This is a genomic window from Brevibacterium sp., from assembly GCF_052105255.1.
GTDB lineage: Bacteria > Actinomycetota > Actinomycetes > Actinomycetales > Brevibacteriaceae > Brevibacterium > Brevibacterium linens_B.
The window spans coordinates 18354-43435 of the sequence record NZ_JBQDYQ010000018.1; the positions used below are offsets into that span (position 1 = coordinate 18354).

The 25082-nt window shown below is 64.9% G+C and carries 22 protein-coding genes; 3 read left to right on the forward strand and 19 right to left on the reverse strand.

The genetic code is table 11. The features are described from left to right. Nucleotides 1–28 precede the first annotated feature (28 nt). From ACTIIH_RS07135 to ACTIIH_RS07205, 15 genes are all read right to left on the reverse strand, one after another. On the reverse strand, nucleotides 29–613 hold the full coding sequence (locus tag ACTIIH_RS07135; RefSeq protein ID WP_127364017.1) for an amino-acid N-acetyltransferase: 585 nt from the start codon (nucleotides 611–613) through the stop codon (nucleotides 29–31). A gap of 107 nt (nucleotides 614–720) precedes the next feature. Then, nucleotides 721–3261 carry an ATP-dependent Clp protease ATP-binding subunit gene (locus ACTIIH_RS07140; RefSeq protein ID WP_441451277.1) on the reverse strand — a complete coding sequence of 847 codons (2541 nt, stop codon included), beginning with the start codon at nucleotides 3259–3261 and terminating at the stop codon, nucleotides 721–723. A 520-nt stretch (nucleotides 3262–3781) separates the two neighbouring features. Beyond that, on the reverse strand, nucleotides 3782–4111 hold the full coding sequence (locus ACTIIH_RS07145) for a histone-like nucleoid-structuring protein Lsr2 (protein WP_025778016.1): 330 nt from the start codon (nucleotides 4109–4111) through the stop codon (nucleotides 3782–3784). Further along, nucleotides 4077–4328: a hypothetical protein gene (locus tag ACTIIH_RS07150; protein ID WP_441451257.1), complete on the reverse strand. Its 252-nt coding sequence runs from the start codon at nucleotides 4326–4328 to the stop codon at nucleotides 4077–4079. Before ACTIIH_RS07150 ends, ACTIIH_RS07145 begins: the two co-directional genes overlap by 35 nt. Before the next feature lies 1 nt (nucleotide 4329). Further along, the gene (gene lysS / locus ACTIIH_RS07155) at nucleotides 4330–5889 is read right to left on the reverse strand and encodes a lysine--tRNA ligase (protein ID WP_441451258.1); all 1560 of its coding nucleotides are present in this window, start codon (nucleotides 5887–5889) and stop codon (nucleotides 4330–4332) included. A 44-nt stretch (nucleotides 5890–5933) separates the two neighbouring features. Beyond that, on the reverse strand, nucleotides 5934–6824 hold the full coding sequence (locus tag ACTIIH_RS07160) for a Rossmann-like and DUF2520 domain-containing protein (protein WP_441090290.1): 891 nt from the start codon (nucleotides 6822–6824) through the stop codon (nucleotides 5934–5936). Next, nucleotides 6821–8680 (reverse strand): PH domain-containing protein, encoded by a 1860-nt coding sequence (locus tag ACTIIH_RS07165; RefSeq protein ID WP_441451259.1) that lies wholly within the window; start codon nucleotides 8678–8680, stop codon nucleotides 6821–6823. Before ACTIIH_RS07165 ends, ACTIIH_RS07160 begins: the two co-directional genes overlap by 4 nt. A 2-nt stretch (nucleotides 8681–8682) precedes the next feature. After that, nucleotides 8683–9183 (reverse strand): PH domain-containing protein, encoded by a 501-nt coding sequence (locus ACTIIH_RS07170; protein ID WP_441090292.1) that lies wholly within the window; start codon nucleotides 9181–9183, stop codon nucleotides 8683–8685. Next, on the reverse strand, nucleotides 9180–9641 hold the full coding sequence (locus ACTIIH_RS07175) for a DUF3180 domain-containing protein (RefSeq protein ID WP_441090293.1): 462 nt from the start codon (nucleotides 9639–9641) through the stop codon (nucleotides 9180–9182). Before ACTIIH_RS07175 ends, ACTIIH_RS07170 begins: the two co-directional genes overlap by 4 nt. A 28-nt stretch (nucleotides 9642–9669) precedes the next feature. Beyond that, nucleotides 9670–10566 carry a 2-amino-4-hydroxy-6-hydroxymethyldihydropteridine diphosphokinase gene (gene folK, locus ACTIIH_RS07180; protein WP_441090294.1) on the reverse strand — a complete coding sequence of 299 codons (897 nt, stop codon included), beginning with the start codon at nucleotides 10564–10566 and terminating at the stop codon, nucleotides 9670–9672. Beyond that, the gene (gene folP, locus ACTIIH_RS07185) at nucleotides 10563–11441 is read right to left on the reverse strand and encodes a dihydropteroate synthase (RefSeq protein ID WP_441090295.1); all 879 of its coding nucleotides are present in this window, start codon (nucleotides 11439–11441) and stop codon (nucleotides 10563–10565) included. Before folP ends, folK begins: the two co-directional genes overlap by 4 nt. 24 nt (nucleotides 11442–11465) lie before the next feature. Next, nucleotides 11466–12089 carry a GTP cyclohydrolase I FolE gene (gene folE, locus ACTIIH_RS07190; protein ID WP_441090296.1) on the reverse strand — a complete coding sequence of 208 codons (624 nt, stop codon included), beginning with the start codon at nucleotides 12087–12089 and terminating at the stop codon, nucleotides 11466–11468. After that, a complete protein-coding gene (ftsH, locus tag ACTIIH_RS07195) occupies nucleotides 12089–14263 on the reverse strand; it encodes an ATP-dependent zinc metalloprotease FtsH (RefSeq protein ID WP_441451260.1) in 2175 nt (724 codons plus the stop codon). Before ftsH ends, folE begins: the two co-directional genes overlap by 1 nt. 179 nt (nucleotides 14264–14442) lie before the next feature. Then, nucleotides 14443–14994: a hypoxanthine phosphoribosyltransferase gene (hpt, locus tag ACTIIH_RS07200; protein ID WP_441451261.1), complete on the reverse strand. Its 552-nt coding sequence runs from the start codon at nucleotides 14992–14994 to the stop codon at nucleotides 14443–14445. A gap of 47 nt (nucleotides 14995–15041) precedes the next feature. Beyond that, the gene (locus ACTIIH_RS07205) at nucleotides 15042–16313 is read right to left on the reverse strand and encodes an MFS transporter (RefSeq protein ID WP_441451262.1); all 1272 of its coding nucleotides are present in this window, start codon (nucleotides 16311–16313) and stop codon (nucleotides 15042–15044) included. Between the two features lie 116 nt (nucleotides 16314–16429). Here ACTIIH_RS07205 and ACTIIH_RS07210 point away from each other — a divergent pair, with 116 nt between their 5' ends. Continuing rightward, a complete protein-coding gene (locus ACTIIH_RS07210) occupies nucleotides 16430–17239 on the forward strand; it encodes a hypothetical protein (protein WP_441451263.1) in 810 nt (269 codons plus the stop codon). 3 nt (nucleotides 17240–17242) lie between these two features. Here the strand turns inward: ACTIIH_RS07210 and tilS are convergent, their stop codons facing one another. Genes tilS through dacB form a run of 3 tightly spaced genes read right to left on the reverse strand, consistent with a single transcriptional unit; the run spans nucleotide 17243 to nucleotide 20746 of the window. Continuing rightward, the gene (gene tilS, locus ACTIIH_RS07215; protein ID WP_441451264.1) at nucleotides 17243–18265 is read right to left on the reverse strand and encodes a tRNA lysidine(34) synthetase TilS; all 1023 of its coding nucleotides are present in this window, start codon (nucleotides 18263–18265) and stop codon (nucleotides 17243–17245) included. Then, nucleotides 18252–19268 (reverse strand): zinc-dependent metalloprotease, encoded by a 1017-nt coding sequence (locus ACTIIH_RS07220; RefSeq protein WP_441451265.1) that lies wholly within the window; start codon nucleotides 19266–19268, stop codon nucleotides 18252–18254. Before ACTIIH_RS07220 ends, tilS begins: the two co-directional genes overlap by 14 nt. Next, nucleotides 19265–20746, reverse strand: coding sequence for a D-alanyl-D-alanine carboxypeptidase/D-alanyl-D-alanine endopeptidase (dacB, locus tag ACTIIH_RS07225; RefSeq protein WP_441451266.1), 1482 nt, complete (start codon nucleotides 20744–20746; stop codon nucleotides 19265–19267). Before dacB ends, ACTIIH_RS07220 begins: the two co-directional genes overlap by 4 nt. A 108-nt stretch (nucleotides 20747–20854) precedes the next feature. On the opposite strand from dacB, the gene ACTIIH_RS07230 reads away from it, so the two are divergent. Both ACTIIH_RS07230 and ACTIIH_RS07235 read left to right on the forward strand, forming a co-directional pair. After that, nucleotides 20855–21343: an inorganic diphosphatase gene (locus ACTIIH_RS07230; RefSeq protein WP_101594595.1), complete on the forward strand. Its 489-nt coding sequence runs from the start codon at nucleotides 20855–20857 to the stop codon at nucleotides 21341–21343. Between the two features lie 171 nt (nucleotides 21344–21514). Next, nucleotides 21515–22156: a VOC family protein gene (locus ACTIIH_RS07235; RefSeq protein WP_441090305.1), complete on the forward strand. Its 642-nt coding sequence runs from the start codon at nucleotides 21515–21517 to the stop codon at nucleotides 22154–22156. A gap of 89 nt (nucleotides 22157–22245) precedes the next feature. Here ACTIIH_RS07235 and ACTIIH_RS07240 read toward each other — a convergent pair whose 3' ends face one another. Beyond that, nucleotides 22246–24801: a PhoX family protein gene (locus ACTIIH_RS07240; RefSeq protein WP_441451267.1), complete on the reverse strand. Its 2556-nt coding sequence runs from the start codon at nucleotides 24799–24801 to the stop codon at nucleotides 22246–22248. Nucleotides 24802–25082 lie beyond the last annotated feature (281 nt).

Consider the following 25082-nt stretch of genomic DNA (forward strand, 5'->3'; position numbering starts at 1 on the left):
CCGGTGAGAGGTGTGATCTGAGTCCGTCTCAGAGGTATTTGATCATCCGTGAGTTGCCCAGGGTGTTCGGTTTCACCCGTGCCAGATCGAGGAACTCTGCCACACCCTCATCGGTCGAGTGAAGCAGCTCGACGTAGACCTCGGGTGAGACAGGGATGCCTTTGATCGGCTCGAAGCCGAGCGATCCGAAGAACCCGGTCTCGAAGGTCAGGCAGAACACCCGGTCGACACCGATCTCACGGGCATCGGTGAGCAGCTGTCTGATGATCGCCTTGCCCACCCCCCTGCCCCGATAGTCCGGGGACGTGGCGACCGTGCGGGCCTCGGCGAGGTCAGCCCAGATGATGTGCAGGGCACCGCAACCGGCGAGGATCTCCGACCCGTCGGGCTGCGGGTCGACGACCAACCAGAACTCCTGCAGCGACTCGAAGTACGTCACCGTGTCCTTGGCGAGCAGAATCCGCTCCCCGGCCAGCGGAGCGACCAGTGCCTCGATCCCTTTGACGTCGCCGGTCCTCGCCCGTCGCAGATACAGGCCTCCGGGCAGTTCGTGCTTGGAATGGTGGTCCTCGGAGATCCGCCCGTGATCGAAGTCGCCTGCATGTGAGCTCATACCCACATTCAACACCATCTCCGGGCCCAGATACGAAAGAGCCCGGGGAGCCGACTGGCTGCCGACTCCCCGGACTCTTACGCGTTATCCGAGAAGGTGATGAACGATCAGGCCGAGGTCTCCGAGGATCCGCTCGAACCGGACGAACTCAATTCTGCAAGTTCGCTGTCGACATCCTCAGCGGGCTTCAGGCTTTCGGTCTCGATGCCTTCGAAGGTGAACTCAGCGTCCTTTCCTTCACCCTTGACGTCGACCTTCACGGTCTGACCGCGTCCGAGCTCCTTGAACAGGATCTTCTCCGACAGGGTGTCCTCGATCTCGAGCTGGATGGTCCGACGCAGCGGTCGGGCACCTAGGACGGGATCGTACCCGCGTTCGGCGAGCAGATCCTTCGCCTTGGCGGTGACTTCGACCTTCATGCCCTGATCGGCCAGGCGGACGTCGAGACGCTCGAGGAAGAGATCGACGATCTTGATGATCTCGTCCATGCTCAGCTGCGGGAACACGATCGTGTCATCGACACGGTTGAGGAACTCGGGACGGAAGTGCTGCTTGAGCTCTTCGTTGACCCGCTGCTTCATCCGATCGTAGTTGGTCTTCGTGTCACCCTCGACCTGGAATCCGAGCTGGAGTCCACTCGAGATATCACGCGTACCGAGGTTGGTCGTCATGATGATGATGGTGTTCTTGAAGTCCACCTCACGGCCCTGCGAGTCGGTCAGGCGACCGTCCTCGAGGATCTGCAGCAGCGAGTTGAAGATGTCCGAGTGGGCCTTCTCCACCTCATCGAAGAGGACGACCGAGAACGGCTTGCGGCGAACCTTCTCCGTGAGCTGACCGCCCTCTTCGTAGCCGACGTAGCCCGGAGGCGAACCGAACAGTCGCGAGACCGTGTGCTTCTCCGAGTACTCGGACATGTCGAGGCTGATGAGCGAGTCCTCATCGCCGAAGAGGAACTCGGACAGCGCTTTGGCCAGCTCGGTCTTGCCGACGCCGGTGGGGCCGGCGAAGATGAACGAACCGGAGGGACGCTTCGGATCCTTCAGTCCGGCACGGGTACGACGGATCGCCCGCGAGATCGCCTTGACCGCGTCGTCCTGACCGATGACGCGCTTGTGCAGCTCGTCTTCCATCCGGAGCAGACGCGAGGATTCCTCCTCGGTGAGCTTGAAGATCGGGATGCCCGTGGCAGAGGCGAGCACTTCGGCGATGAGATCGGAATCGACGACCTTCGAGGTGTCGGTGCCGGACTTGCGCCACGCCTCGGTCTGCTCTTCCTTCTCCTTCTGCAGCTTCATCTCGGAGTCACGCTCCGAGGCTGCCAGTTCGAAGTCCTGAGCATCGATGGCGGCTTCCTTGCGGTGGCGGGCCTCGAGGATCTTCTCCTCCAGGTCACGGACCTCCTGGGGAACCGACAGACGCGAGATGCGCAGCTTGGCACCGGCTTCGTCGATGAGGTCGATCGCCTTGTCCGGCAGGTACCGGTCGTTGAGGTAGCGATCGGACATGTTCACCGCGGCTGCCAGGGCCCCGTCGGTGACGGTGACCTTGTGGTGTGCTTCGTACTTGTCCCGCAGACCCTTGAGGATCTCGATCGAATGCGCCAGCGACGGTTCGGGAACCTGGATCGGCTGGAACCGACGCTCGAGGGCGGCATCCTTCTCGATGTGCTTGCGGTACTCGTCCAGAGTGGTCGCACCGATGGTCTGCAGCTCTCCCCGAGCCAGCATGGGCTTGAGGATCGACGCAGCGTCGATGGCACCTTCGGCGGCTCCGGCACCGACGAGGGTATGGATCTCGTCGATGAAGAGGATGATGTCGCCGCGGGTGCGAATCTCCTTGAGCACCTTCTTCAAACGCTCTTCGAAGTCACCGCGGTAGCGGGAACCGGCGACCAGCGAACCGAGGTCGAGGGTGTAGAGCTGTTTGTCGGCGAGGATCTCGGGAACATCGCCGTTGACGATGGCCTGTGCGAGTCCTTCGACGACAGCAGTCTTGCCGACACCGGGTTCGCCGATGAGGACGGGGTTGTTCTTCGTGCGGCGCGAGAGGATCTGCATCACGCGCTGCATCTGCTCGTGCCGGCCGATGACCGGGTCGAGCTTGGCTTCGCGGGCCGCGGCGGTGAGGTTGGTGCCGAATTGGTCGAGCACGAGCGACCCCGAGGGGGTTCCCTCTTCGCGACCGCCGGCGGACACGGGTTCCTTGCCCTGGTATCCCGACAGCAGCTTGATGACTTCCTGACGGACGCGTCCGAGATCCGCGCCGAGCTTGACAAGCACCTGCGCGGCAACGCCTTCGCCCTCACGGATGAGGCCGAGCAGAATGTGCTCGGTGCCGATGTAGCTGTGACCCAGCTGCAGGGCTTCACGGAGGCTGAGCTCGAGGACCTTCTTCGCCCGCGGGGTGAAGGGAATGTGGCCGCTGGGCGCCTGCTGACCCTGACCGATGATCTCCTGGACCTGGTCACGCACCTGTTCGAGGGAGATGTCCATGCCCTCGAGAGCCTTCGCTGCCAGACCTTCACCCTCATGGATGAGGCCGAGCAGAATGTGCTCGGTGCCGATGTAGTTGTGTTTGAGAAGTTTCGCTTCTTCCTGCGCGAGCACAACGACGCGTCGTGCTCGGTCGGTGAACCGCTCGAACATATTCATCCTCCTCGGTCTTCTGATTCTTCTGAGCCTAACCACCACGACCGCGGATCTATTGCAGGTTTCGCCATGAGCCGAATGCGTTTGGCTGTGGGCGAAATTCCATGGTCGTCGAGGCTTCGCCACCGTAGACCTGGGGCAGTACGCACTGCAGTCCGCTGCGAGCGGGAGAGCCGGAGCAAATCAATGCGGCACGAACACAACTGATCGCGAAGACCTCAACCAACAGCATCATCGTCTCGATGCGCTGAAGACATTCCCCGACCACAGCTCAGGGCACCTTGATTCGATGGCCAATTCATCGAATCATTCGCTCGGACTATTCATCGATATGATCGTCAACTGTTCTGTACCTGGCAAATGTCTGTGAAGTTTCATCGCTGCCGTTCTGCCGCATCGCCGGACCACTGAATTCCATAAAGCCGAGGCCGACACCACAAAAAGCCCGAGGGGCCAGCGATTCAATTCGCTGGCCCCTCGGGACTAATCGGAGGTTATCGGCTTTCGAATGAGCCTCTTACTTCTCCGCTGCTTCGTATGCTTCGACGATCTCCAGCGGGATCCGCCCACGATCACCGAGCTGGTATCCGTTGCTCTGAGCCCATTCGCGGATCTTCGCCGTGTCCCGCTTGGGTCCCGACGAACCCGCACGACGGCCACGACCACCGGTGTTGGCTACACGACGTGCTTTGGCGATGAATGGGGCGAACGTCTCACGGAGCTTTTCAGCATTCTCGGTTGAGAGCTCGAGTTCGTACGTTGCCTGGTCGAGGCTGAAGCGAACGGTTTCCGCTGCTTCGCTTCCGTCGAAATCATCCGTGAGAACGAGGCGCATTTCCCTTGCCATGTTCACTCTTTTCGTAATCAGAGGTTTTTGTCGATGTCATCTTAACATCCGTTTCAAGATTATCCTCGATTCCGCTAACTTCAATCTCTGAATAGTACTCATCAACCTGTGCGCGTTCATTGCGATCAGCGCGGACGATATTCCGGAATACATACCAGAACAGCAATCCCACACAGATCGACGGGAGCAGCGCTTTGACGATATCCAACATATTCACATCAGCCCTCCTGAGCCGAATCCTCCTGCGAAGAAGCCAATGGTTTGGTGAATGGGAACAGAATTGTTTCGCGGATTCCCAAACCTGTCAGTGCCATGAGCAGACGGTCGAGCCCCATTCCCATTCCGCCGGTCGGCGGCATTCCGTGCTCCATGGCCATGAGGAAGTCTTCGTCGAGACCCATCGCCTCATCGTCGCCGCGAGCGGCGTCCGCAGCCTGCGCTTCGAAGCGCTGCCGCTGGATGATCGGGTCGACGAGCTCGGAATAGCCGGTCGCCAGCTCGAATCCGCGCACGTACAGGTCCCACTTCTCCACGACGCCCTTCTTCGTCCGGTGCTCACGCACCAGCGGCGAGGTGTCGACCGGGAAGTCGGTGACGAAGGTCGGAGCCCACAGCTTGTCCTGATAGAAGTGCTCCCACAGCTCTTCGACGTACTTGCCGTGTGAGCGGAAGACGCCGTCTAAGTCGACGTTGTTGTCGGCGGCGATCGTGTCGAGGACGTCCAATCCGGTCTCGGGAGTCACCTCGACGCCGGATTCCTCGGACAGGGAGTCGTACATGCTCACGACCGGCCAGTCTCCGCCGAAGTCGTATTCGGTGCCGTCATCGAGAGTCACGATGAGAGATCCGGTGGCTTCCTGGGCCGCGTTCTGGATCAGGGTCTTCGTCAGATCGGCGATCGAGTGGTAGTCGCCGAAGGACTGGTAGGCCTCGAGCATCGCGAATTCCGGGGAATGCGTGGAGTCAGCGCCCTCATTGCGGAAGTTCCGGTTGATCTCGAAGACGTTCTCGATTCCGCCGACGACCGCCCGCTTGAGGAACAGCTCCGGGGCGATGCGCAGATACATGTCGATGTCGTAGGCGTTCATATGCGTCTTGAATGGGCGCGCCGATGCACCGCCGTGCATGGTCTGCAGCATCGGGGTCTCGATCTCGACGAAGTCCTGGTCCGCGAAGGTCTTCCGCAGCGATGACATCACCTTGGCGCGGGTGAGCATCGTCTGCCGGGCCTGCTCTCGGGTGATGAGGTCGAGGTAGCGCTGGCGGACGCGGGTGTCCTCGGCGAGTTCGGTGTGCAGGCCGGGCAGCGGGCGGATGGCCTTCGATGCCATGGTCCACGAGTCCGTGAGGACGGACAGCTCACCGCGCTTGGACTTGATGACCTTCCCGTGCAGGAACAGGAAGTCGCCGAGGTCGACGTCCGTCTTGAAGTCATCCAGGCGCTCCTGACCGACTTCGCGCAGCGAGAGCATGCCCTGCAGTCGGGTGCCGTCGCCGGCCTGCAGGGTGACGAAGCAGAGTTTTCCGGTGGTGCGGACGAAGACGACGCGGCCGATGACTCCGACGATGTCGTCGGTCTCCTCACCGGCTTCGAGTCCGTCGTGGGCGGCGTGGACCTCGGCGAGGCTGTGCGTGCGGGGCACCGTGACCGGGTAGGCGTCGGTTCCGTCATCGAGGAGACGCTGGCGCTTGTCCTTTCGGATCCGGATCTGTTCCGGGTCGAGGTGTTCGGGTGAAAGGTCTGCGTTCTCAGGTGTCTTCGAGTCGGTGTTCGCCATGCTTCAAGGCTACCGTGGACGGGCCGCACGGGGGAATTCGGCGGTCAGTCCAGAGCAGTCAGGATCTGCTGTGCCTGGGCTTCTGTGATCCGTCCCATCGCCAGGGCTTTCGCGGCTGTCGATCGCGCGAGCGCGATGTAGCTGTTGCGCACGGACGGGTTCGACCGGCTGAGGCTGAATTCGCTCAGTGCGGCCAGGTGCGCTTCGATGGTTCCGACGTCTCCGCGGCTGATCGGCCCGGTCAGTGCCTTGGGCCCATTCTGCATGGTGTTGGCGACGCTGGCGTCGACGAGGGCGTGGAGGACGGCCGAGGGATCGGCGACTCCCGCCTCCGAGAGCAGTTCCATGGCTTCGGCGAGGATCGTGATGGAATGGTTCGAGGCGTGGGTGATGGCCGCGTGGTAGAGGGGACGGTCCGCTTCGGCGATGTCGATCGGCTCGGCACCGAGTTCGACGACGAGGGCCTCCCCCACCGGACGGATCGGTGCCGGCGCGGTGACCGCGATCGTCGTCTGCCGCAGCCGACTCAGGTCGACTTCGGTTCCGGTGAACGTCAGGGACGGATGCAGGGCGATGGGCAGGGCGCCGAGGCGGGTCCCGGCGTCGAGGACGTCCGTTCCGTACCTGCCCGAGCAGTGCACGAGGATCTGCCCGGCGTGGATGCGTCCGAGGTCGGCCAGGCCCGTGACCAACGGCGCAATCTCGTCATCGGGAACGGCGACGAGGACGAGTTCGGCGCGTTCGGTGATCTCGTCCGGGTCGAGGACTGGCACTGCCGGCAGCATCTCCTCGGCGCGTTCGAGGCTCGCCGCCGAGGTGGCGCTGACGCCGATGATGGCGTGCCCCGCCTGCCTCCAGGCGGCTCCGATGCTGGCCCCGACTCGGCCGCAGCCGATGATTCCGATCCCCAGCCGCGGTGCGTCGCCCTGGCTCATCTTTCGTCCTCCTCGAGGGTCCGTGTACGGTCGGTGTGGGGACTCTTCGCCGCCGCGTCGTAGGTCTGGCGGGCGATCCGAGTGCGTTCGGCATGCTCGGTGAAGAAGCGTTTGGCGGCGTCGGCATCCTGATGCTTCACGAGCGGGGCGATGGGTCCGGCGGTCGAATGTACGGCCACAGTGCCCAGGTTCAGCGCTCGCATCAGCGGGCCCTGATAGTAGCGCAGGGACTGGACCCTGACATGGGGTACGAAGTCGACTCGTCGGTCGAGGATGCCCAGGCGCAGCACGAGCAGGGAATCGGTGAGCGCGTAGGCCCGTCGTTTCCAGACGAGGGGGTCGATGATCCGTGAGGAGCGCGGCTGCGCGTGGAACAGCTCCTCGGCCGCCGCTGCGTCGGGGTGTGTGGACTTCCGGTCGTACATGGCCGACCGGACCACGCCGTCGGCCGAGATGCCTTCAGGCAGCTGCGGGTCGGGCAGGGCGAGACCCACCATGAGCAGAGCCTGGTCGATATCGCCGACCGGCAGGAGCAGATTCTCGTCGTTCGTCCCACCATCGCTGGCGATGTTGTATTCGGCCCTCCACCAACCGGCCCAGCGCCACAGCAGCGGCTGATGCAGGCAGACGGCCTGCAGCCGGTCGAGGGGGATGACCTTGCGGGAGGTGGAGAACAGTCCGTGTCTGACGGCCAGTCCGTCTTCGCTGATGCGGACGACGAAATTGGCATTGTCGAGGTTCTTCTTGAATGCGGTGACTGCGGCGAAGATGCCGGGCAGTCCACCGATGAGGATCGGGAGGAAGGCCTCCTCGATCCCGACGACGAGGAAGACGACGGCAATGGCGATGAGGACGACGATCACGCCGACGGAGATCAGCGTTCCGGTGTTGAGCAGGGAGGACACGATGACACGATGGGCGGGCACACGGATGATCTCGCCCTCCTCACCGACATCGGCCGAGAGGTGGTACGGGGCCAGCAGATCGTTGAGGCTGCCTTCCGCTTCGTGGGAGACGCCGTCGGCCAGGGCGCCCAGACGTTTGCTCAGTCTCACTCCGATGCTGTCGGCGCTGCGTTCGGGCACGGAGAGATCGATACCCGGCTGTTCTCCGCTGGAGTCGGGGCCCGGGCTGCCGTGGTCATCGGCCCTGACACGTGGCTGACCTGCCGCCTCCGCACCCGCTTCAGCCTCACCGGCTGCTCCTGTTTCGGGCTCGGGCCCACCGTGCTCGGCTGCGGTTCCGGTCGGTGCCGTGGCGGCCGCAGTGGACGCAGCGGATGCGTTCTTCTTCGCTTTCACCGCGGCGAGGAGCTCATCGCGAAGCTCTTCGGCACGCTTCTTCGACAGGTATTTCAGGGAGATGTTCGAGTCGGTGCCGCCGGCGACGTCGAAGACGAGTTCACCCATTCCGAGCATCCGCGGCAGCAGCTTCTGCTGCAGGTCGATCGACTGGACGCGGTCCAGGCGGGCCTTGCGCAGCTTCTTCGACAGCAGTCCGCGCCGATAGTAGATCGCTTCGGCATCGACCCGATATCCCATGACTCGCCATGCCAACCAGCTGAAGAAAGCCGTGAGAACGAGGATCAGGATGATTCCGCCGACGACGGCGAGGATCACCAGCGGGTGGGCACCCAGCCATTCGGCGAAGGTGAGGTTGACGGAGCGGCCGGAAGCCAGGTCTTCGACGGCGCTCTGGAAGAAGTTCTGCAGACCGTAGACCGCGGCGATGAAGATGCCGACGAGGACGCCGAGGCTCTCGAGAATCGGCGTCAGCGGATGGACACGGTGCCAGACCTCCGGTGCGGCCGCCTCGGCGGGAGAGTTCGAGGTGTCGGGCGAGGATTCGTCGCTCATGGTCACAGTCCGGCGAGATTGGCCTGGCCGAGTCCGGCGAGGCTGTCGCGCAGGCGATCGGCTTCGGAGCGGGGCAGTCCGGGGATCGTCGCGTCGGTGGCGGCCGAGGCGGTGTGGAGTTTGACGGTCGCCAGGCCGAACATGCGGTCGATGGGGCCGGCGTCGACGTCGACGAACTGAAGTCGGCCGTAGGGCACGACGGTGGCGCGGTGGAACATGATGCCGCGGCGCACGAGCAGGTCGTCTTCGCGTTCGGCATAGCCGATGGCACGCGCCTGCCGAAGGATGATGATCGTCGAGATGATGCCGTAGACGGCGACGGCGATCCAGGCCAGGTGCAGCCAGGGCATCTCGGCGGTGAAGATGATCGCGACGACCAGCCCGGCGATGAGCAGCGGAACGAGCAGAGTCATTGAGGCCAGGACCTCTTTCAGCCCGTACTTCGGGCTCACCCGGTTGAAGGGCACATCGGCTCCGATGGAGAACAAGGGGTCGCGGTTCATGCTGTTTCGGCTCCCGGCGGGTCTTGGGGTGGGATCTCGCAGAATCCCTCGACGATCATGCCGACGATCATGAGCACGGCGGCAGAGATCATTGCGACAAGCATACCTGCGGCCAGATCATTGCGGATCCCCGGGGCCGACAGGAAATAGTACCCGGCGCTGCCGAGATACCAGCCGGAGAGTCCGGCCCCGGTCAGAGCGCTGGCCTTGGCCATGATCGCCACTCTCGCCGCTTGGATCGGGTCGATCTCCCTCGTCCGGTCCCCGTCGTTCCATTTCTTGATGGGCCAGCCGAGCATGAACAGGATGGCGGAGAGGACGAGCATGCCGATGACGGCGAACCAGGGCAGGCCCGGCAGTGAGAACCCTTGGCTTTCGAGCACCACGTCGACCACGATCGCGAACACCGTTCCGATGACGGCCCACACGGCGAGGGTGGACGAGGAGGTTCTCTGCATGCTTCCCAGTCTCTCAGATCGCGGACGGTTATCCAGAGGTGATCCGGGAGATGTCCTGGTCGCCGAGTTCGGCCAGAACCGCGCTGAGGGGGCGCCGCCCCCGAGGGGTGTCGATGAGTGTGTCTCCGACGAGCTCGGCCCAGGGGGCGAGCACGAAGGCGCGTTCATGCGCGCGTGGGTGCGGCAGGGTCAGCCGCGGGGTCCGGCGGTGCTGCTCGGCGTCCTCGCCGCCGAAGCGGATGAGGTCGATGTCGAGGGTGCGCGGTCCCCACCTGAGTTCACGCGTGCGCCCGCAGGCGACTTCGATTCCCTGTGCCACCGACAGCAGCTCGAGTGCCGGCAGCGTCGTGGTCACGAGCACTCCGAGGTTGAGGAAGTCGTCCTGGTCGACTCCGCCCCAGGGTGCGGTGCGGAAGAGTGAGGAACGGCCGGTGACGGTGATGTCCGGATGCCGGTCGAGGGCGGCCACCGCCTGGTCGAGGGTGTCCGCGGCATCGCCGAGGTTCGCCCCGAGGCTGAGATACGCTTCGGTCTCCCCCGCGTCTGCGCCGGCAGCGCGGTGGCGTTCGACGCGGATGCGCACATCGTCGAAGGTCCGCTGGATCGGAGCGGAGGGTTTGTGGACGACGACTTCGACGTGCTCGCACAGGCTCAGGCAGTGGTCGGCGATGCGGTCGGCCAGCGTCTCGATGAGGTCGAAGGTGTTGTTCTGAACGATTCCGGCGACGTCTTCGGCGAGTTCGCCGTAGTGGATCGTCTCGGCGAGGTCATCGGTGGCGGCCGCGCGGTCGATCGAGGTGTGCAGGGTGACATCGATGACGAAATCCTGGCCTTCGCGTTTCTCGAAGTCGAACACACCGTGATTGCCGCGCACCGTCAGCCCGCGCAGTTCGATGCGGTCGGGGGGCGCCTCGGCGCCGGTCATCGTCCGTTGCCCTCCGTGTCGAGGTTCGCGGCAGGGTTCGCTGCTGCGGAGTGTTCCCGGACCGCGGCGATGACCTTGCACGCAACCGCCGAGGTGGCCGGATCGTGGACGCGGACCGCCCAGGCGCCTGCCTGTGCGGAGATCGCGGAGATCGTGGCCGTGGCCTGATCCTTCGCCGCCTGTTCGGCCTGCTTCGGGTCGTCGGGGCTGAGCAGGGAGGCGATGAAGCGCTTCCGGCTGGCGGCGACGAGGAGCCGGTGGTCGAGAACGGCGAATTCGTCGAGGGCGGCCAGCAGCTGCCAATTGTGTTCGGCGTTCTTCGAGAACCCGAGGCCGGGGTCGACGATGATGTTCGCAGGTTTCACGCCGACGGCGATGGCTTCGTCGATGCGGGTGCGCAGTTCGGCGATCACCTCGGCGACGACATCGTCGTAGTGGAAGGTCGCCGAGGCCTGATCGAGGTAGCCGCGCCAGTGCATGAGCACGATGGGTGCTCCGGACTCGGCGGCGACGCTGAGCATGGTCGGATCCGACTGTCCGGCGGAGACGTCGTTGATGATATGAGCCCCGGCTGCCAGGGAATCTGCGGCGACACGGGCACGCATCGTATCCACGCTGATGACTGCACCGGCGGCGGCGAGCTCGCGGACGACCGGGACGACTCGGCGCAGCTCTTCGGATTCGTCGACGCGGGCCGATCCCGGACGCGTCGATTCGCCTCCGACGTCGATGATGTCGGCACCGGCGGCCATGAGTTCGAGGCCGTGGGCGACGGCCCTGTCGTGGTCGAACCACAGTCCGCCGTCGGAGAAGGAGTCGGGGGTGACGTTGAGGACGCCCATGATCTGCGTCGTCTTCACTGCTGAGAGATCCATCGCTGTGTGATCCGTGTTCTGGCCTCAGCGGCCGAGGATGAGACTCATCGCTTCTGCGCGGGAGGCGCTTTCGCGCAGCTGCCCGCGCACGGCCGAGGTGATCGTCGAGGCTCCGGGCTTGCGGACTCCGCGCATGGTCATGCACAGGTGTTCGGCTTCGACGACGACGATGACGCCCTGCGGTTCCAAGTGGTCGACGAGCGCATCGGCGATCTGCGAGGTCAGGCGTTCCTGCACCTGGGGGCGACGAGCATAGATCTCGACGAGGCGGGCCAGCTTCGACAGTCCCGTGATCTTGCCGTTCTTGCTCGGGATGTAGCCGATGTGGGCGACTCCGTGGAAGGGCACGAGGTGGTGCTCGCAGGTGGAGTACAGGTCGATGTCGCGGACGAGGACGAGTTCCTCGTGGCTGATGTCGAAGGTCACGCCGAGGACTTCGGCCGGGTCGCGGTGGAGTCCGGCGAAGATCTCCTCATAGGCGCGGGCCACTCGGTCCGGGGTCTCGAGCAGACCCTCCCTGTCGGGGTCTTCACCCACGGCGATGAGGATCTCACGCACAGCAGCGGCGATGCGCTCCTGGTCGACCCTGTTCTCCTGCCCGGCGGGGGCGGGGCCGAGACCGGCGGAGACCTCTTCGATATCGGCCATCAGTCGTGGTTCCCTCTGTCTTCGTTCGTCTCAGTCGTCGCCGGTCCCCCGGTTCCCGGACCGCTTGTCCCTGGTCCCCCGGCGGGACCGTCCGTCGGGCCGGTGGGGCCGTTCGGGTTCTCGGGTCCCTGCGGGTTGTGCGGGACGTGGGGTCCGCGGACGCCCGTGGGTCCGGCTCCGGGGATGTCGGTGGTGTCCACCTCGGCGCCGGTCGATCCTTCACCGTCTTTGCGTTCGCTCTGCGGTGCGGGCGGAACGATGGGGCCGCGTTCGGACACGGGACGATCGTCGTGGGCCAACCACACGTCGCGGGTGGCGCGTTTGACGACGGGGGCGAAGATCTCTTCGAGGGCGGCCTGGTCCAGCGTTTCGCGTTCGAGCAGCTGGTAGGCGAGGTTGTCGAGCACATCGCGGTTGTGCGTCAGCGCCCAGTAGGCGTCGGCGTGCGCGGAGTCGATGAGACCGCGGACCTCGCGATCGACCGAGGACAGGGTCGAATCCCCGTATTCGTCGCCGCCGCCGTAACCGCGGCCGGCGAAGGGTTCGGACTGGTCGTCGCCGATCTTGACCATGCCCACTTTCTCGCTCATTCCGTACTGGGTGACCATCTTCCGGGCGATGTTCGTCGCCTTCTCGATGTCATTGCTGGCACCTGTGGTCGGGTCGTGGAAGACGATCTCCTCGGCCACACGCCCGCCCATGGCGTAGGCGAGCTGGTCGAGCAGCTCGTTGCGGGTCGTCGAGTATTTGTCTTCGCTCGGCAGCACCATCGTGTAGCCCAGTGCGCGTCCGCGCGGGAGGATCGTCACCTTCGTCACCGGGTCGGTCTGGTTCATGGCCGCGGCGACCAGTGCGTGCCCGCCCTCGTGATAGGCGGTGACGAGGCGTTCCTTGTCGTTCATCAGTCGCGTCCGCTTCTGCGGGCCGGCGATGACACGGTCGATGGCCTCATCCAGGATCCGGTTGTCGATGACCTTCGCATTCTCACGTGCGGTGAGCAAGGCCGCCTCGTTGAGGACATTGGCCAGGTCCGCACCGGAGAATCCGGGGGTCCGCTTCGCCACCTGCCCGAGGTCGACCTCGTCGGCCAGCGGCTTGTCGGCGGCGTGGACCTCGAGGATGTGCTTGCGGCCCTTCATATCCGGGGCTTCGACGGGGATCTGCCGGTCGAAGCGGCCGGGACGCAGCAGCGCGGGATCGAGGACGTCGGGACGGTTGGTCGCGGCGATGAGGATGACGTTCGTCTTGACGTCGAATCCGTCCATCTCGACGAGCAGCTGGTTGAGCGTCTGTTCGCGCTCGTCGTGTCCGCCGCCCATTCCGGCGCCGCGCTGGCGGCCGACGGCGTCGATCTCGTCGATGAAGATGATGCAGGGAGCGTTCGACTTCGCCTGTTCGAACAGGTCACGAACTCGTGAGGCACCGACGCCGACGTACATCTCGACGAAGTCGGAACCGGAGATCGAGTAGAACGGGACTCCGGCCTCACCGGCGACGGCCTTGGCCAGCAGGGTCTTGCCCGTGCCGGGCTGGCCGTAGAGGAGCACGCCCTTGGGGATCTTCGCCCCCACTGCCTTGAACTTCTCCGGCTCGGCGAGGAACTCTTTGATCTCTTCGAGCTCTTCGAGGGCCTCGTCGACTCCGGCGACGTCGGTGAAGGTGACGTCCGGGTTCTCCTTGTTGACGAGCTTCGCCTTCGATTTGCCGAAGTTCATCATCTTCCCGCCCGACATCTGCGAGATGAGGAACCAGAAGACGACGAAGATGATGACGAACGGGATGAGCGTGCCCAGCAGCGACATCAGCCAGCTCTGCTTGGGAACCTCGTCGGTGAATCCCTTGTCCGGGCCGGCGGTGTCGACGGCCTTAATGACCTGTTCACCACGCTGTTCGACGTAGAAGAACTGGACCTTCTTGCCGAAGTCCTTGTCGCCGACTGTGAAGTCGTCCTTGAGAGTGAGGTCGACGCGTTGGTCCTTGTCGACGATCTTGGCCTGTTCGACCTTGTCGTCTCCCAGCAGCTGCAGACCCTGTTCGGTGTCGATCTGGCTGAATCCGGACTGGCTGAACAGCAGAGCACCGACCGATACGACGAGCAGCGCCAGGACGATCCAGACCAATGGGCCCTTCGTCGCCTTGTTCAGCAGCGGGCGACGTTTGTTCGACTCGGCCATAAGTCCTCTCAGGAAAAAGATGTGGGCAACCGTTTCAGGCTACCGAGGCTGCCTGGGAACATCCCCCACAGCCTAGTACTTCGCACCCCTATAGCCCGAATGCGGACCGGATCTGTTCCGTCACAGTCCCCGGATCCGGCCCGGGTTCGCCACGGGCGTAGAAAGCGGTGCCAGCGGGCTCAGCTGTAGACGTGCTGAGCCAGCGTCGCGACGAACGGCACGTTGCGGTACTTCTCCGCATAGTCCAGGCCATAGCCGATGACGAACTCGTTGGGCACGTCGAAGCCGACGTACTTCACGTCGATGTCGACCTTAGCGGCTTCGGGCTTGCGCAGCATGGTGCAGATCTCGACAGTGGCAGCTCCGCGGGTGCGCAGGTTCTGGATCAGCCAGGACAGGGTGAGGCCGGAATCGATGATGTCTTCGACGATGAGGACGTCACGATCGGTGAGGTCGGTGTCGAGGTCCTTGAGGATCCGCACGACGCCGGAGGACTTGGTACCCGATCCGTAGGAGGACACAGCCATCCAGTCCATGGTCACCGGTGAGTGCAGGGCCCGGGCGAGGTCGGCCATGACCATGACCGCGCCCTTGAGGACGCCGACGAGGAGGATGTCCTTGTCTTTGTAGTCTTCATCGATGGCTGCGGCCAATTCAACGAGTCGTGCGGCTATCTGCTCTTCCGAAACGAGTATTTTTTCGATGTCATTGCCGAGATCGTTGATGTCCACGAGTGTCGATTCTCCTCAGATGCGGGTCCTGGAGGTTCCATTATGGGTCACTTTGCCTCACCGGTGCCAATGGGATCGGATGACGGCGCCAGTTCGTCGTCGACGGCCCCAGGACCGGCCGACAGCCAACCGGTGATCGCCATGAGCACGGAGATGATGACCATGAACCACAGCGGCACCTGCCAGCCGCCGCTGATGCCGAGCAGTCCGCCCACGGCCAGCGGGCACAGTGCGGCGAGCACATAGCCCGACGACTGGACGAAGGCTGAGGTCGAAGCCGTGACCGAGACATCGCGGGTGCGAGAGGTGATGAGCGCCAGCGCGGCGGGGAACGCGAATCCGCCGTAGCCGAGCAGAATCGCCCACAGCCAGGGCACGGTGGCCGGGCCGAACAGCAGTCCCGTATAGCCGGCAACGGCACTGGCCCCGAAGGAGACGAGGAAGGCCCGTGGGGCCATGGACCGGACAATGATCTGCGGGGCGAGGAATCCGCCGGGCAGACCGCCGAAGGTGACGATCGTGAGCATGATCCCGGCGTGGACGGGGTCGAGTCCGGCATCGCGGTAGATCTGCGGCAGCCACCCGAACTGCAGGTAGGCGTTGGCCGATTGGAGACCGAAGAACATCGCCATGTACCGCGCCTTGGGTGAGGTGAAGACCGGTCGCCGAGGCGGCGCCTCCTCCTGCTTACCTCCGGGATCCGCGGCCTGTCCGGTCAGGACGGGCACGGACTTCAGTGTCCGCAGCACCGTCCAGGTGATGAGTGCGGAGAAGGGCACGACCATCCAGAAGCCGAGGCCGACGCGCCACCCGCCGAACTGTTCGGCCAGGGGTGCAGTCAGCAGCGAAGGCAGCATCGATCCGAGGCCGAGCGAGACGGTGAACGTCGTCGCTCCCAGGGTGGGCCGGTGCGGGAAGCGGGATTTGACGTAGACGGGCAGGATGACATTGCCGATCGACATTCCGGCCAGGGCGAGGACCGTGAGCAGAGCGAACGCCACCCATTCGGTGACGATCGCGCGCAGACCGACGCCTGCGACGATGAGAGCCGCACTCATGGCCAGAGCAGAGAACAGACCGAGTCGTTTGAGCAGAGGCACGGCGATGATGCCACAGACGGCGAACACGAGTCCCGGCAGAGCCGTGAGCAGACCGGTCTGCCATTCGGCCAGGGAGAATCCGTCGGTGACCTCGGAGAGCACGGGGCCCAGCGAGGAGGCGGCCGGCCGCAGTGAGGCGGCGATGAGGACGAGGCAGGCCAGGGCCAGTCCGTCGAGGCCGCGAGAGCGTCGGAAGCCCTGCTGGGGCGAAGTCGTCATGGCCTCATCCTTTCAGACAGCTGTTGTCGCCGGGCACGCGGACCGCGGTCCCACGGAGGCGCGCTGTCGGACACAATCTACGATGGTATACCGTTTGACGGTCGTAGGCTGGGCACATGATCCTTGTGAAGAATGTGCGCCTCTTCCCGCGCACCCCCGATGCTCCCGCCGTCGATGTCGAGATCACCGAGGGACGATTCTCTCGCCTCTCCCCCGCCGAGGATGCCGCCCCCGGTCCCACCCCGAACGGTACGGGGACGACGCCGACCGGGGCCGAGGTCATCGACGGTGCCGGGCGGATCCTGCTGCCGAGCCTCGGCGATGTCCATGCCCACCTGGATTCGAATCGGATGGGCCAGACGTTCCGTCCGCACACCGCCGACGGCACTCTGCACGGGTACATCATGAACGATCGGGAGAACTGGCGAGGCGGCGAGCGCAGCGTCGCCGTTCAGGCCGCTTTTGCGATCGCGAGAATCGTCGCCTCCGGCGGCACGCGCATCCGCTCGCACGCACAGGTCGATGCCGACTGCGGTCTCGAGCGCTTCTACGGGGTCAGAGCCGCGCTCGAGACGGTCAGCGAGCGGGACTATTGGAGTCCCTATGGTGACGGCGACCTGCTGCGTCGGACCTGGCAGCTGGCGTTCACGAACGGTTTCCGTGCCGATGCCGATATCGAAGGCTGCCTCGATATCGCCTCCCGCGGTGGCGCTCAGGTCATGGCCGGCGCCCGTCCCGACGGTTCGGCGCTGGCCGCCGATGCCCGGTTCGGTCTGGCCGTGGGCGCTCCCGCCGACTTCATGCTCGTCGACGCCGATACCGTCACCTCCGCAATCATGGACTGCCCACAGGATCGGGACGTGTTCAAGGAGGGTCGGCTCATCGCCTCAGGCGGAGAGCTGACAGGCGGTCCCAGGCTGAGCTGAGGCTCAGCGGGCCTTCGCCGCGGCTTGGAACACGACGTGGCCGCCGGAGACGACGACTTCCGTGTCTCCGGGCAGGGACAGGCGACCGCGGCTGCGGTCGCGGATGAGGGCGCAGAGTTCGGCGACGCGCACCGCTCCGAGGTTCTGTCCGGGCACGCCGAGTGAGATCACCCAGTCGCGCACGACTCGGCTGAGCACGGCATCGTCGAGTGCGGTGAAGACCTTCACCGGCACCGAGGCGGTTCCGCGGACCTGCTGCCCTGCCGCCTCGGCGTGGGCATCGATGAAATCGGCGTCGGCTCGGCAGAGGTCGGCGGTGCGGGCGAGGTTCGCGGTGACCGGTTGACCGAGTTCGGCTTCGAGTCCGGCCAACAGCTGCCGGGCCCGGACTCGGGTGAACGCGGCATCGGCGTTCATCGGATCGTTCCAGATCTCGATGCCCTGGGCCTGACAGGACGCTTCGGTCTGGCCTCGGTCGAGGCCGAGCAGGGGCCGCATGAGGCGACCGGCCAGCGGGCTCATTCCGGCCAGGGACCGGGTGCCCGATCCGCGCAGGAGGCCGAGCAGTACGGTCTCGGCCTGGTCGCTGCGGGTGTGGGCGGTGAGGATCCAGTCGGCTCCGGCCGCGGCCCGAGCGGTTTCGAGGGCGGCATACCGGGCGGTGCGCGCCGCAGCTTCGAGGCCTTCGTCGCCGGCGTCGATGCTCACCCTCATCACCTCGGCAGGCACGCCCCAGGATTCGGCGGTGGCGGCGACCCGGTCGGCCACCTCGGCGGTGACGGTCTGCAGACCGTGATCGACGGTCAGCGCACGGGCACGGATCTCACCGCGCCGATGGAGGAACGCGGCCGCGTGCAGCAGAGCCATCGAATCCGCTCCCCCTGACACCGCGACGATGAGGCCCGGTGCGGACGTTCCTGCGTCAGCGAGTGCGGCACGAACGGCAGTGCGGATGGCAGCACTCGCCGGGTCGAGGGTCGGCCGCCTCAGCGAGGCTGCGTCGCGCGAACGCTCAGCCGTGGACACGGTCGAGCCAGAGCTGCGGATCGTGGATCTCTGCCGTGCGGGGAAGGTTCGCGGGTTCGGCATAGATGCGGGAGAAGCCCTTCTGTCCGACCTCGCGGCGGACGGCACGGACGAACTTCGCTCCGTCGCGATATTGGGCGAGTTTGAGGTCCATTCCGAGCAGATTCGTGAGGAAGCCTCCTTGGGCGGCATCGCGGCGGGCCTCGAACTTGCGGCGTAGCTGGCGCACGCTCGGGATCACTCCCGCGCCCACTTCGTCCATGACGACATCGGCGTGGCCTTCGAGCAGGGACAGGATCGCAGTGGCCTCGTCGAGTGCGCCGCGCATGTTCTCGTCGCGGATGAGGTCGATGATGCTGGCCTCGCCTTTGACGATGCGCCCGAGGGTGGCGAAGAGGTCGACGATCCCGCCGACCCCCGGCATCGTCAGTCGGGTCGACACGGCCCCGGAGAGCAGGGTGCGCATATGGTCGCGCAGCCAGGGCGCGGTCGCGAACTGCACTTGATGGGTGGCTTCATGGAGGGCCACCCACATGCGGAAGTCACGCGGATCGACGTCCATGGCCTTCTCGGCGATGAGCACGGCGGGTGCGACGAACATCAGCCGTCCCGTCTCCACGGCGAAGGGGTCGAACTGGCCGAGCACGCGGGTCGACAGGAGCGAGAGCACCCCGGCGACCTCGACGGCACCGGCCATCGCGGTGGCGGGGCTGACCGGGGCGGGCAGGGCTGCCTCGTCGAGCATTCCGTTGACGGACTGCGCGTTGGCTTTGACCCAGCTGACCTGATCGAGGACGAGCACGGAACCGGCGGAGAGCCGGCAGCGCACAGCATCGGCGTGCTCCGGTGGCAGCAGAAACGAGTCGAGGACGAGGTCCTGAGCCGTCAGCGCATTGTCCTTCATCCCCTCGACGAGTGTCTCGAGCACACCCGATTCGGGGACCTTCGCCGCGGAGACGAGCTCACGGGCGGTCCGGGCGGCGAAGTTCTCGTCGATGATCATCGGCAGCCGCAGTTCGCGAGGGCTGTGACGATCTCGTCCACGGTCTTTCTGGCTTCCAAGATCTTGTCCTTATCCACGTCGTCGATCTGGATGGAGAATACGAGGTAACGTCCCTCCGCGTCGAGCACTCCCCCAGCCAGGGAGGTCACGGTCGACAGAGTTCCGGTCTTCGCATGCACCACCCCGGAGGCGTTCTTCTCATCGAGGAATCGGTCGTGCAGGGTGCCGGTCAGTCCGCCGACGGGAAAGTAGCTGACGAGCCCGGCCAGAGAGTCATCGGCGACGACCGAAGCCTGCAGGACGGTCGTGAGATCGTGCGGGGCGATCCGGTTGTCATAGGACAGCCCCGAGGTGTCGACGAGGTGGGTGCGTCCGAGATCGACGGATTCGCCGAGGGCTTCCAGGACCGCCTTGGGACCGTTCTCGAAGCTGCCGTCCTGCCCCTGGGCGATGGCGACCTCGTTGCCGAGCATCTCGGCGACGACGTTGTCGCTGTGCACGAGCGCGTATTCGACGATCTCGGAGATCGTCGCCGATTCCACCCGCGCGAGTTCCTTCGGGCTCTCGGACGGCGTCTCGGATTCGGACCGGTCGGTCGCCTCGGTGACGGTGATCCCGGCCTTCTTCAGCTCTGTTTCGAAGATCGAGAACGCGTCCTTCGCCGGGTGTTCGCTGCGGCCCCGCCATTCGGCGTCCTTCGACCCGACGTAGGCGGTGTCGACCATGATCGGCTGGATCGGGGTGATCACGCCCTTGCCGATATCGGACCGGGACCACCCGGAGTCGAAGTCCTCGCCGACATAGCGCCTCGTGTCCAGGTTCAGTGCCACCTCGGTGATGTTCTGCTCTTCGAGTGCGGCCCCGGTGTCCTCGGCCAGGGTCCGCAATCCCCCGTGCCCATTGACCGAACCGGCATCGGAATCTCCGGCCGACAGGAGCACATCGCCGCCGGCGGTCAGCGTCAGGGTGTTCGTGTCCGCGTCGAAGTCCGTCGTCGTCGCCAGGCGCGTCTCCCCGCCGATCGCGGACAGGGCGGCGGCCGCGGTGAGCACCTTCGTCACGGAGGCGGGAGTGCGCGGCTTCGTCTCGTCCTTCGCGTAGAGGACGTCGTCGCTGATCCCGTCGCGGACCTCGAGGCCGAAGCCGGTGACCTTTGAATCCTTGAGCACGGCGTCGATCGTCTTCGGGATCTGTGTGGGCACAGGAGCGGAATCGTCGACCGCCGAGGCGGGGGCGGGCACCTGCTGGGCGTGAGCCTGCGGGGTGGGCACGTTCTGGACCTCGACCTGAGGGTCGGTGGTGAGCACACCGGGCAGACCGGGCACGAGGTCATAGGCGTCGACGGCGGCATAGGCGCCGAGGGCGAGGACGACGGCGCCGGCGGCGATCGCGCCGCCCCTCTTCCGCCGCGATTTTCTGCGTTCACGGCGCGGGGAGCCGGAGTCCGACGGGTTCTGCGGCGCATCGGTGTCGTTCAAACGCAGGCTCTCATTCCTCGACGACCGTGGGGTGGCCGCCGTCGGTGGGCGGGGACGGGGACTTGTACCATCTATTCTAGTGATGCACCCCTAACGTGAAGGAGCACTATGGAACTGCTGGCCACAATCGAGATCCCTCAGGGGTCCCGCAACAAGTACGAAGTCGATCATGAGACCGGTCGGGTCAAGCTCGATCGCTACCTCTACACCTCGATGCAGTACCCCGCCGACTACGGCTATATCGAGGACACGCTCGGCAACGACGGCGACCCTCTCGATGTGCTCGTGCTGCTGCCGGAGCCGCTGTTCCCCGGTGTGCTCGTCGACATCCGCCCGATCGGCATGTTCCAGATGGAAGACGAGGCCGGCGGCGACGACAAGGTTCTCGCCGTTCCCGCCGGAGATCCTCGCTGGGACTCCTACACCGACATCTCGGATGTGGACCAGTTCATGCTCGACTCGATCGAGCACTTCTTCAGCCGGTACAAGGACCTTGAGCCCGGCAAGTACGTCAAGGGGTCGAGCTGGGCCGGTCGCGAAGCCGCCGAGGCCGAGATCAACGCCTCCATCGAACGGTTCAAGGCCGAGGGCCACTGAGCTCTCCCCTCACTCCCTGTGCTGGTCGCTCAGCACTTGTTCCGAACCGCCCGGATGATGACATCCGGGCGGTTTCGCATGTCCTCCGCTGCCGCCCGAGCGTGACGATCATCACGATTTCTTAGGTGAACCTAAGGGGCAGTGTGAGCCAGGTTATGCGATTGTCGAGTCATGAAACTCGATCATGTGTCATACGCCAGTGAACCTGACGGCTATCGTGCGACCGCCGAGCGGATCTCGGAGAAGCTCGGTGCGGTTCCCTACGACGGCGGTGTGCATCCTCGATTCGGCACCAGAAACCTCATCTTCCCGCTCGCGAACGGCCATTACCTCGAAGTCGTGGAAGCCTTGGAGCATCCGGCCGCTCTCTCGACGCCCTTCGGTCAGGCGGTGCGGGCTCGTTCCGAGCTCGGCGGCGGCTGGATGGGCTGGTGCGTCTCGGTCGACGATCTCACCGCAGTCGAAGCCCGCCTCGAACGCAAGGCCGTCGACGGCAATCGCACGCCGGAGTCCGGTTTGGAACTCAAGTGGCTGCAGATCGGTGTCAAGGGGCTCATCGCCGATCCCCAGCTGCCGTTCTTCATCAAGTGGTCCGCAGACTCTTCGCAGCACCCGTCGACGTACAAGACGAATGCGGGAGTCGACATCGACACCCTGCAGATCGCCGGGGACCGCGACCGTCTGCGCGATTGGCTGGGCACTCAGGATGCCAAGCCGATCTCTGAGATCAACATCGACTGGTCCGCGCCCCATGGGACGCCGGGCATCATGTCGGTGAGCTTCAACACGGAGAACGGCCCAGTCACCATCTGAGCACATCGGAATCCGCACGCACCGCGCAGTCGAAGAGGGCCAGAGGCAGTGTCGCCTCTGGCCTTCTTCAGCTTATGGTCCTGGAGTCATCAGTCGCCCTGGAACTCAGTCGGCACGCCCTGCTCACTTTCCGTCCCGTCTGCGTTCTTCCGACGCAGATGAGCGGCTGTCGCCATCGCACCGCCGACGGCGAGGAGACCTGCTCCGCCGCCGAGCAGCGGCAGAGTGCCGTCCGAACCGGTCCACGGCAGTTCACCGCCGTCCGAGCCGGACCCACCTGAACCGGACCCACCTGAACCCGAGCCGCCTGAACCCGAGCCGCCGTTCGAAGAACCGCCGCCCGAACCGGAGCTGCCGGAGCCGCCCGAACCGGATCCGCCGTCGCTTCCGGCACTCGCTGCCGCACCAGCTGCCGCGGCATCCTTCGCGCCGTCCTGCGACCCGGCAGTCGATCCGGAGCTGTCGGCGTCCGTTCCGGTCCTGTCGCCCTTGGCATCAGTGTCCTCACCCGTTCCGGCACCGTCTGAGCTGCCGTTCTCATCGGAGTCCTTCGCCCCTTCATCTGTGCCGTCGGCGTCGGAGTCCTGGTCCTTCGGCGGTTCAGTCGGGTCCGGTGCCGATCCGCCGTCACCCTTGATGACCTGCACGACCGTGGGCCGCGGCATCGCGGCCACCCCCTCGTCGACATCGGTCGCGTCGACAAAATCGGGGAACTGCGAGTGCTGATCGGCATAGGAGCCGTCCTCACCTGGGTGCTGGACCGCAACGAACGCTGACTCATACTCATCGTGGACGAGTGGTCCGCAGACCTCGGCTTCGCGAGGCACGGACAGGAACTGTTCGACCCGGCCGCGCTGATCGCCGTCGATCGTGACCTTGAACAGCCCGTCGCAGTAGCCGATGCCGTCGGGAGCACCGTCGGTGGAGATCCACAGGTTTCCAGCGGTATCGAAGGCGACATTGTCCGGGCAGGAGATCGGTGAGACCTGATCGACGGGGAAGCCGGAGAAGTAGGTGGCGTCGCCCTGCTTCGGGTCTCCGCAGACCAACAGCAGGGTCCAATCGAATTCGGTGCCCGTATGGTCGCCGGAGCGCTCGGTGATCTCGACGATGTGCCCGTCGCGGTTCTCCGTGCGCGGATTGGCCTCATCTGCGGCGGCCTTCCCGTCGGTGCCGCGGTCGGAGTTGTTGGTGCAGGCGACGTAGATGCGGCCGTTGACCGGGTTGGGTTCGACGTCTTCGCAGCGGTCCATCTTCGTCGGTCCGACCTTGTCGGCGGCCAGACGGGTGTTGATGAGGACCTCTTCGACGGAGAATCCTGACACCTGCGACTTGCCGTCCTTGACCAGCGGAAGCCACTGTCCGCTGCCGTCGAACTCGCCGTCGACGGGCACCTGACCGCTGCCGTCGATCTCGGACTTCGGTGAGTTGCCGGTGAACTTCGCGACGTAGAGGTCGCCGTCGGTCAGCAGCGTCTTGTTGTGTTCGCGATCGCCTGCGACGTAGGTGTCCTTCGAGACGAACTTGTAGAGGTAGTCGAACTTCTCATCATCTCCCATATAGGCCACGGCGTGGCCCGAATCGGAGATCGTGATGTTCGCCCCTTCGTGTTTGAAGCGGCCCATGTTCGTGTGCTTATGAGGCGTGGAATTCGGGTCCCAGGGGTCGACTTCGACGATCCAGCCGAATCGATTCGCTTCGTTCGCGTAGCCCGGGTTGTTCGTATCGAATCGGTCGACATCGGCTTCCCACCCGTTGGCCGAATCTTCGCTGTCGAGACCGTAGCGCTTATCGGCGGTCGATGTGCCCTGCGCCTTGAAGTACGAGTTGAAGTTCTCCTCACCGGACACCAGAGTGCCCCAGGGTGTGAGCCCGCCCGAGCAGTTGCCGAGAGTGCCCTGCGCCTTGTCACCGCTCGGATAGTCCTTCGTCCGCAGCAGATCGGAGCCGGCGGCGGGACCGGTGAACTCGTACTCGGTGTCGATGAGGAACCGGCGGTTCTTCTTTCCGTTGACATCGATCGTCCACGTTGACTTCTCGTCCGTACGGATGAGTTCGGCAACGGTCAGTCCGTGGGCTTCACGACTGATCGCCCGCTGATCGGCTCCGTCCATGTCCTCGGGGTACATGATGACGTCGTTCGTGTATTCCTGGTTGGCGAAGAGCACGGCCCGGTTGGAGTCGTCTGGGTCGATCTGGATGGACAGGAAGTCGTTGTTGTAGCCGAACTGGCGGCGCTGCGCCTCTGGGCTCTGATTCTCCGGGTCGAACCTCGGGGAGTCGGGGAACAGGGGGTCTCCCCAGCGGACGATCGGATGCCAGGAGTAGCCTTCGGGGACGACGAATTCGTCGACCTCGTGCTGGACCGGGTCGATGGCGGTGAAGGCCAGACTGCCTGCGGTGGCTGCGGCGGCAGAGCGTGCGGTCGGGCTGGGAGCAGTGGTCACTGCAATGGCCAAGGCACCTGCAGCCGAGGCACCGAGAACCGCGCGACGGCTGAGCTTCGCATTGACGATATCGCGGAAATACCCATTTGCCGATGTGTTGCAGGTGGCCTTGAGGCAGGCGTTGTCGCACTTCAGTGCGCACGTGACGGGGCTTCGCTTGCCACGCACATGGTCGGCCATCGGCAGAAAGGTTCGCATCGGTTCTCTCCTCGCATCGGGTATCTTCCCAGGCCCGCCCGGTGCAGAGGGCGGAGCCGGAAGGACTCACCCGATCGAGACTGTCACCGGCAAGCGGCCTTGGAACTACCCGTCGGTGAATCAGAGGTGAACCCGGAGGGAGGAATGAGTGTCCCGTCGCTTGTCCCGACCTCGCCTGTCCCGACCTCGCCTGTCCCGACCTCGCCTGTCCCGACCTCACCTGCAGCACTCAGCCGATGTCGACGAGGGCGAGCACTCCCGGGGCGAGGAATCCGACGGCG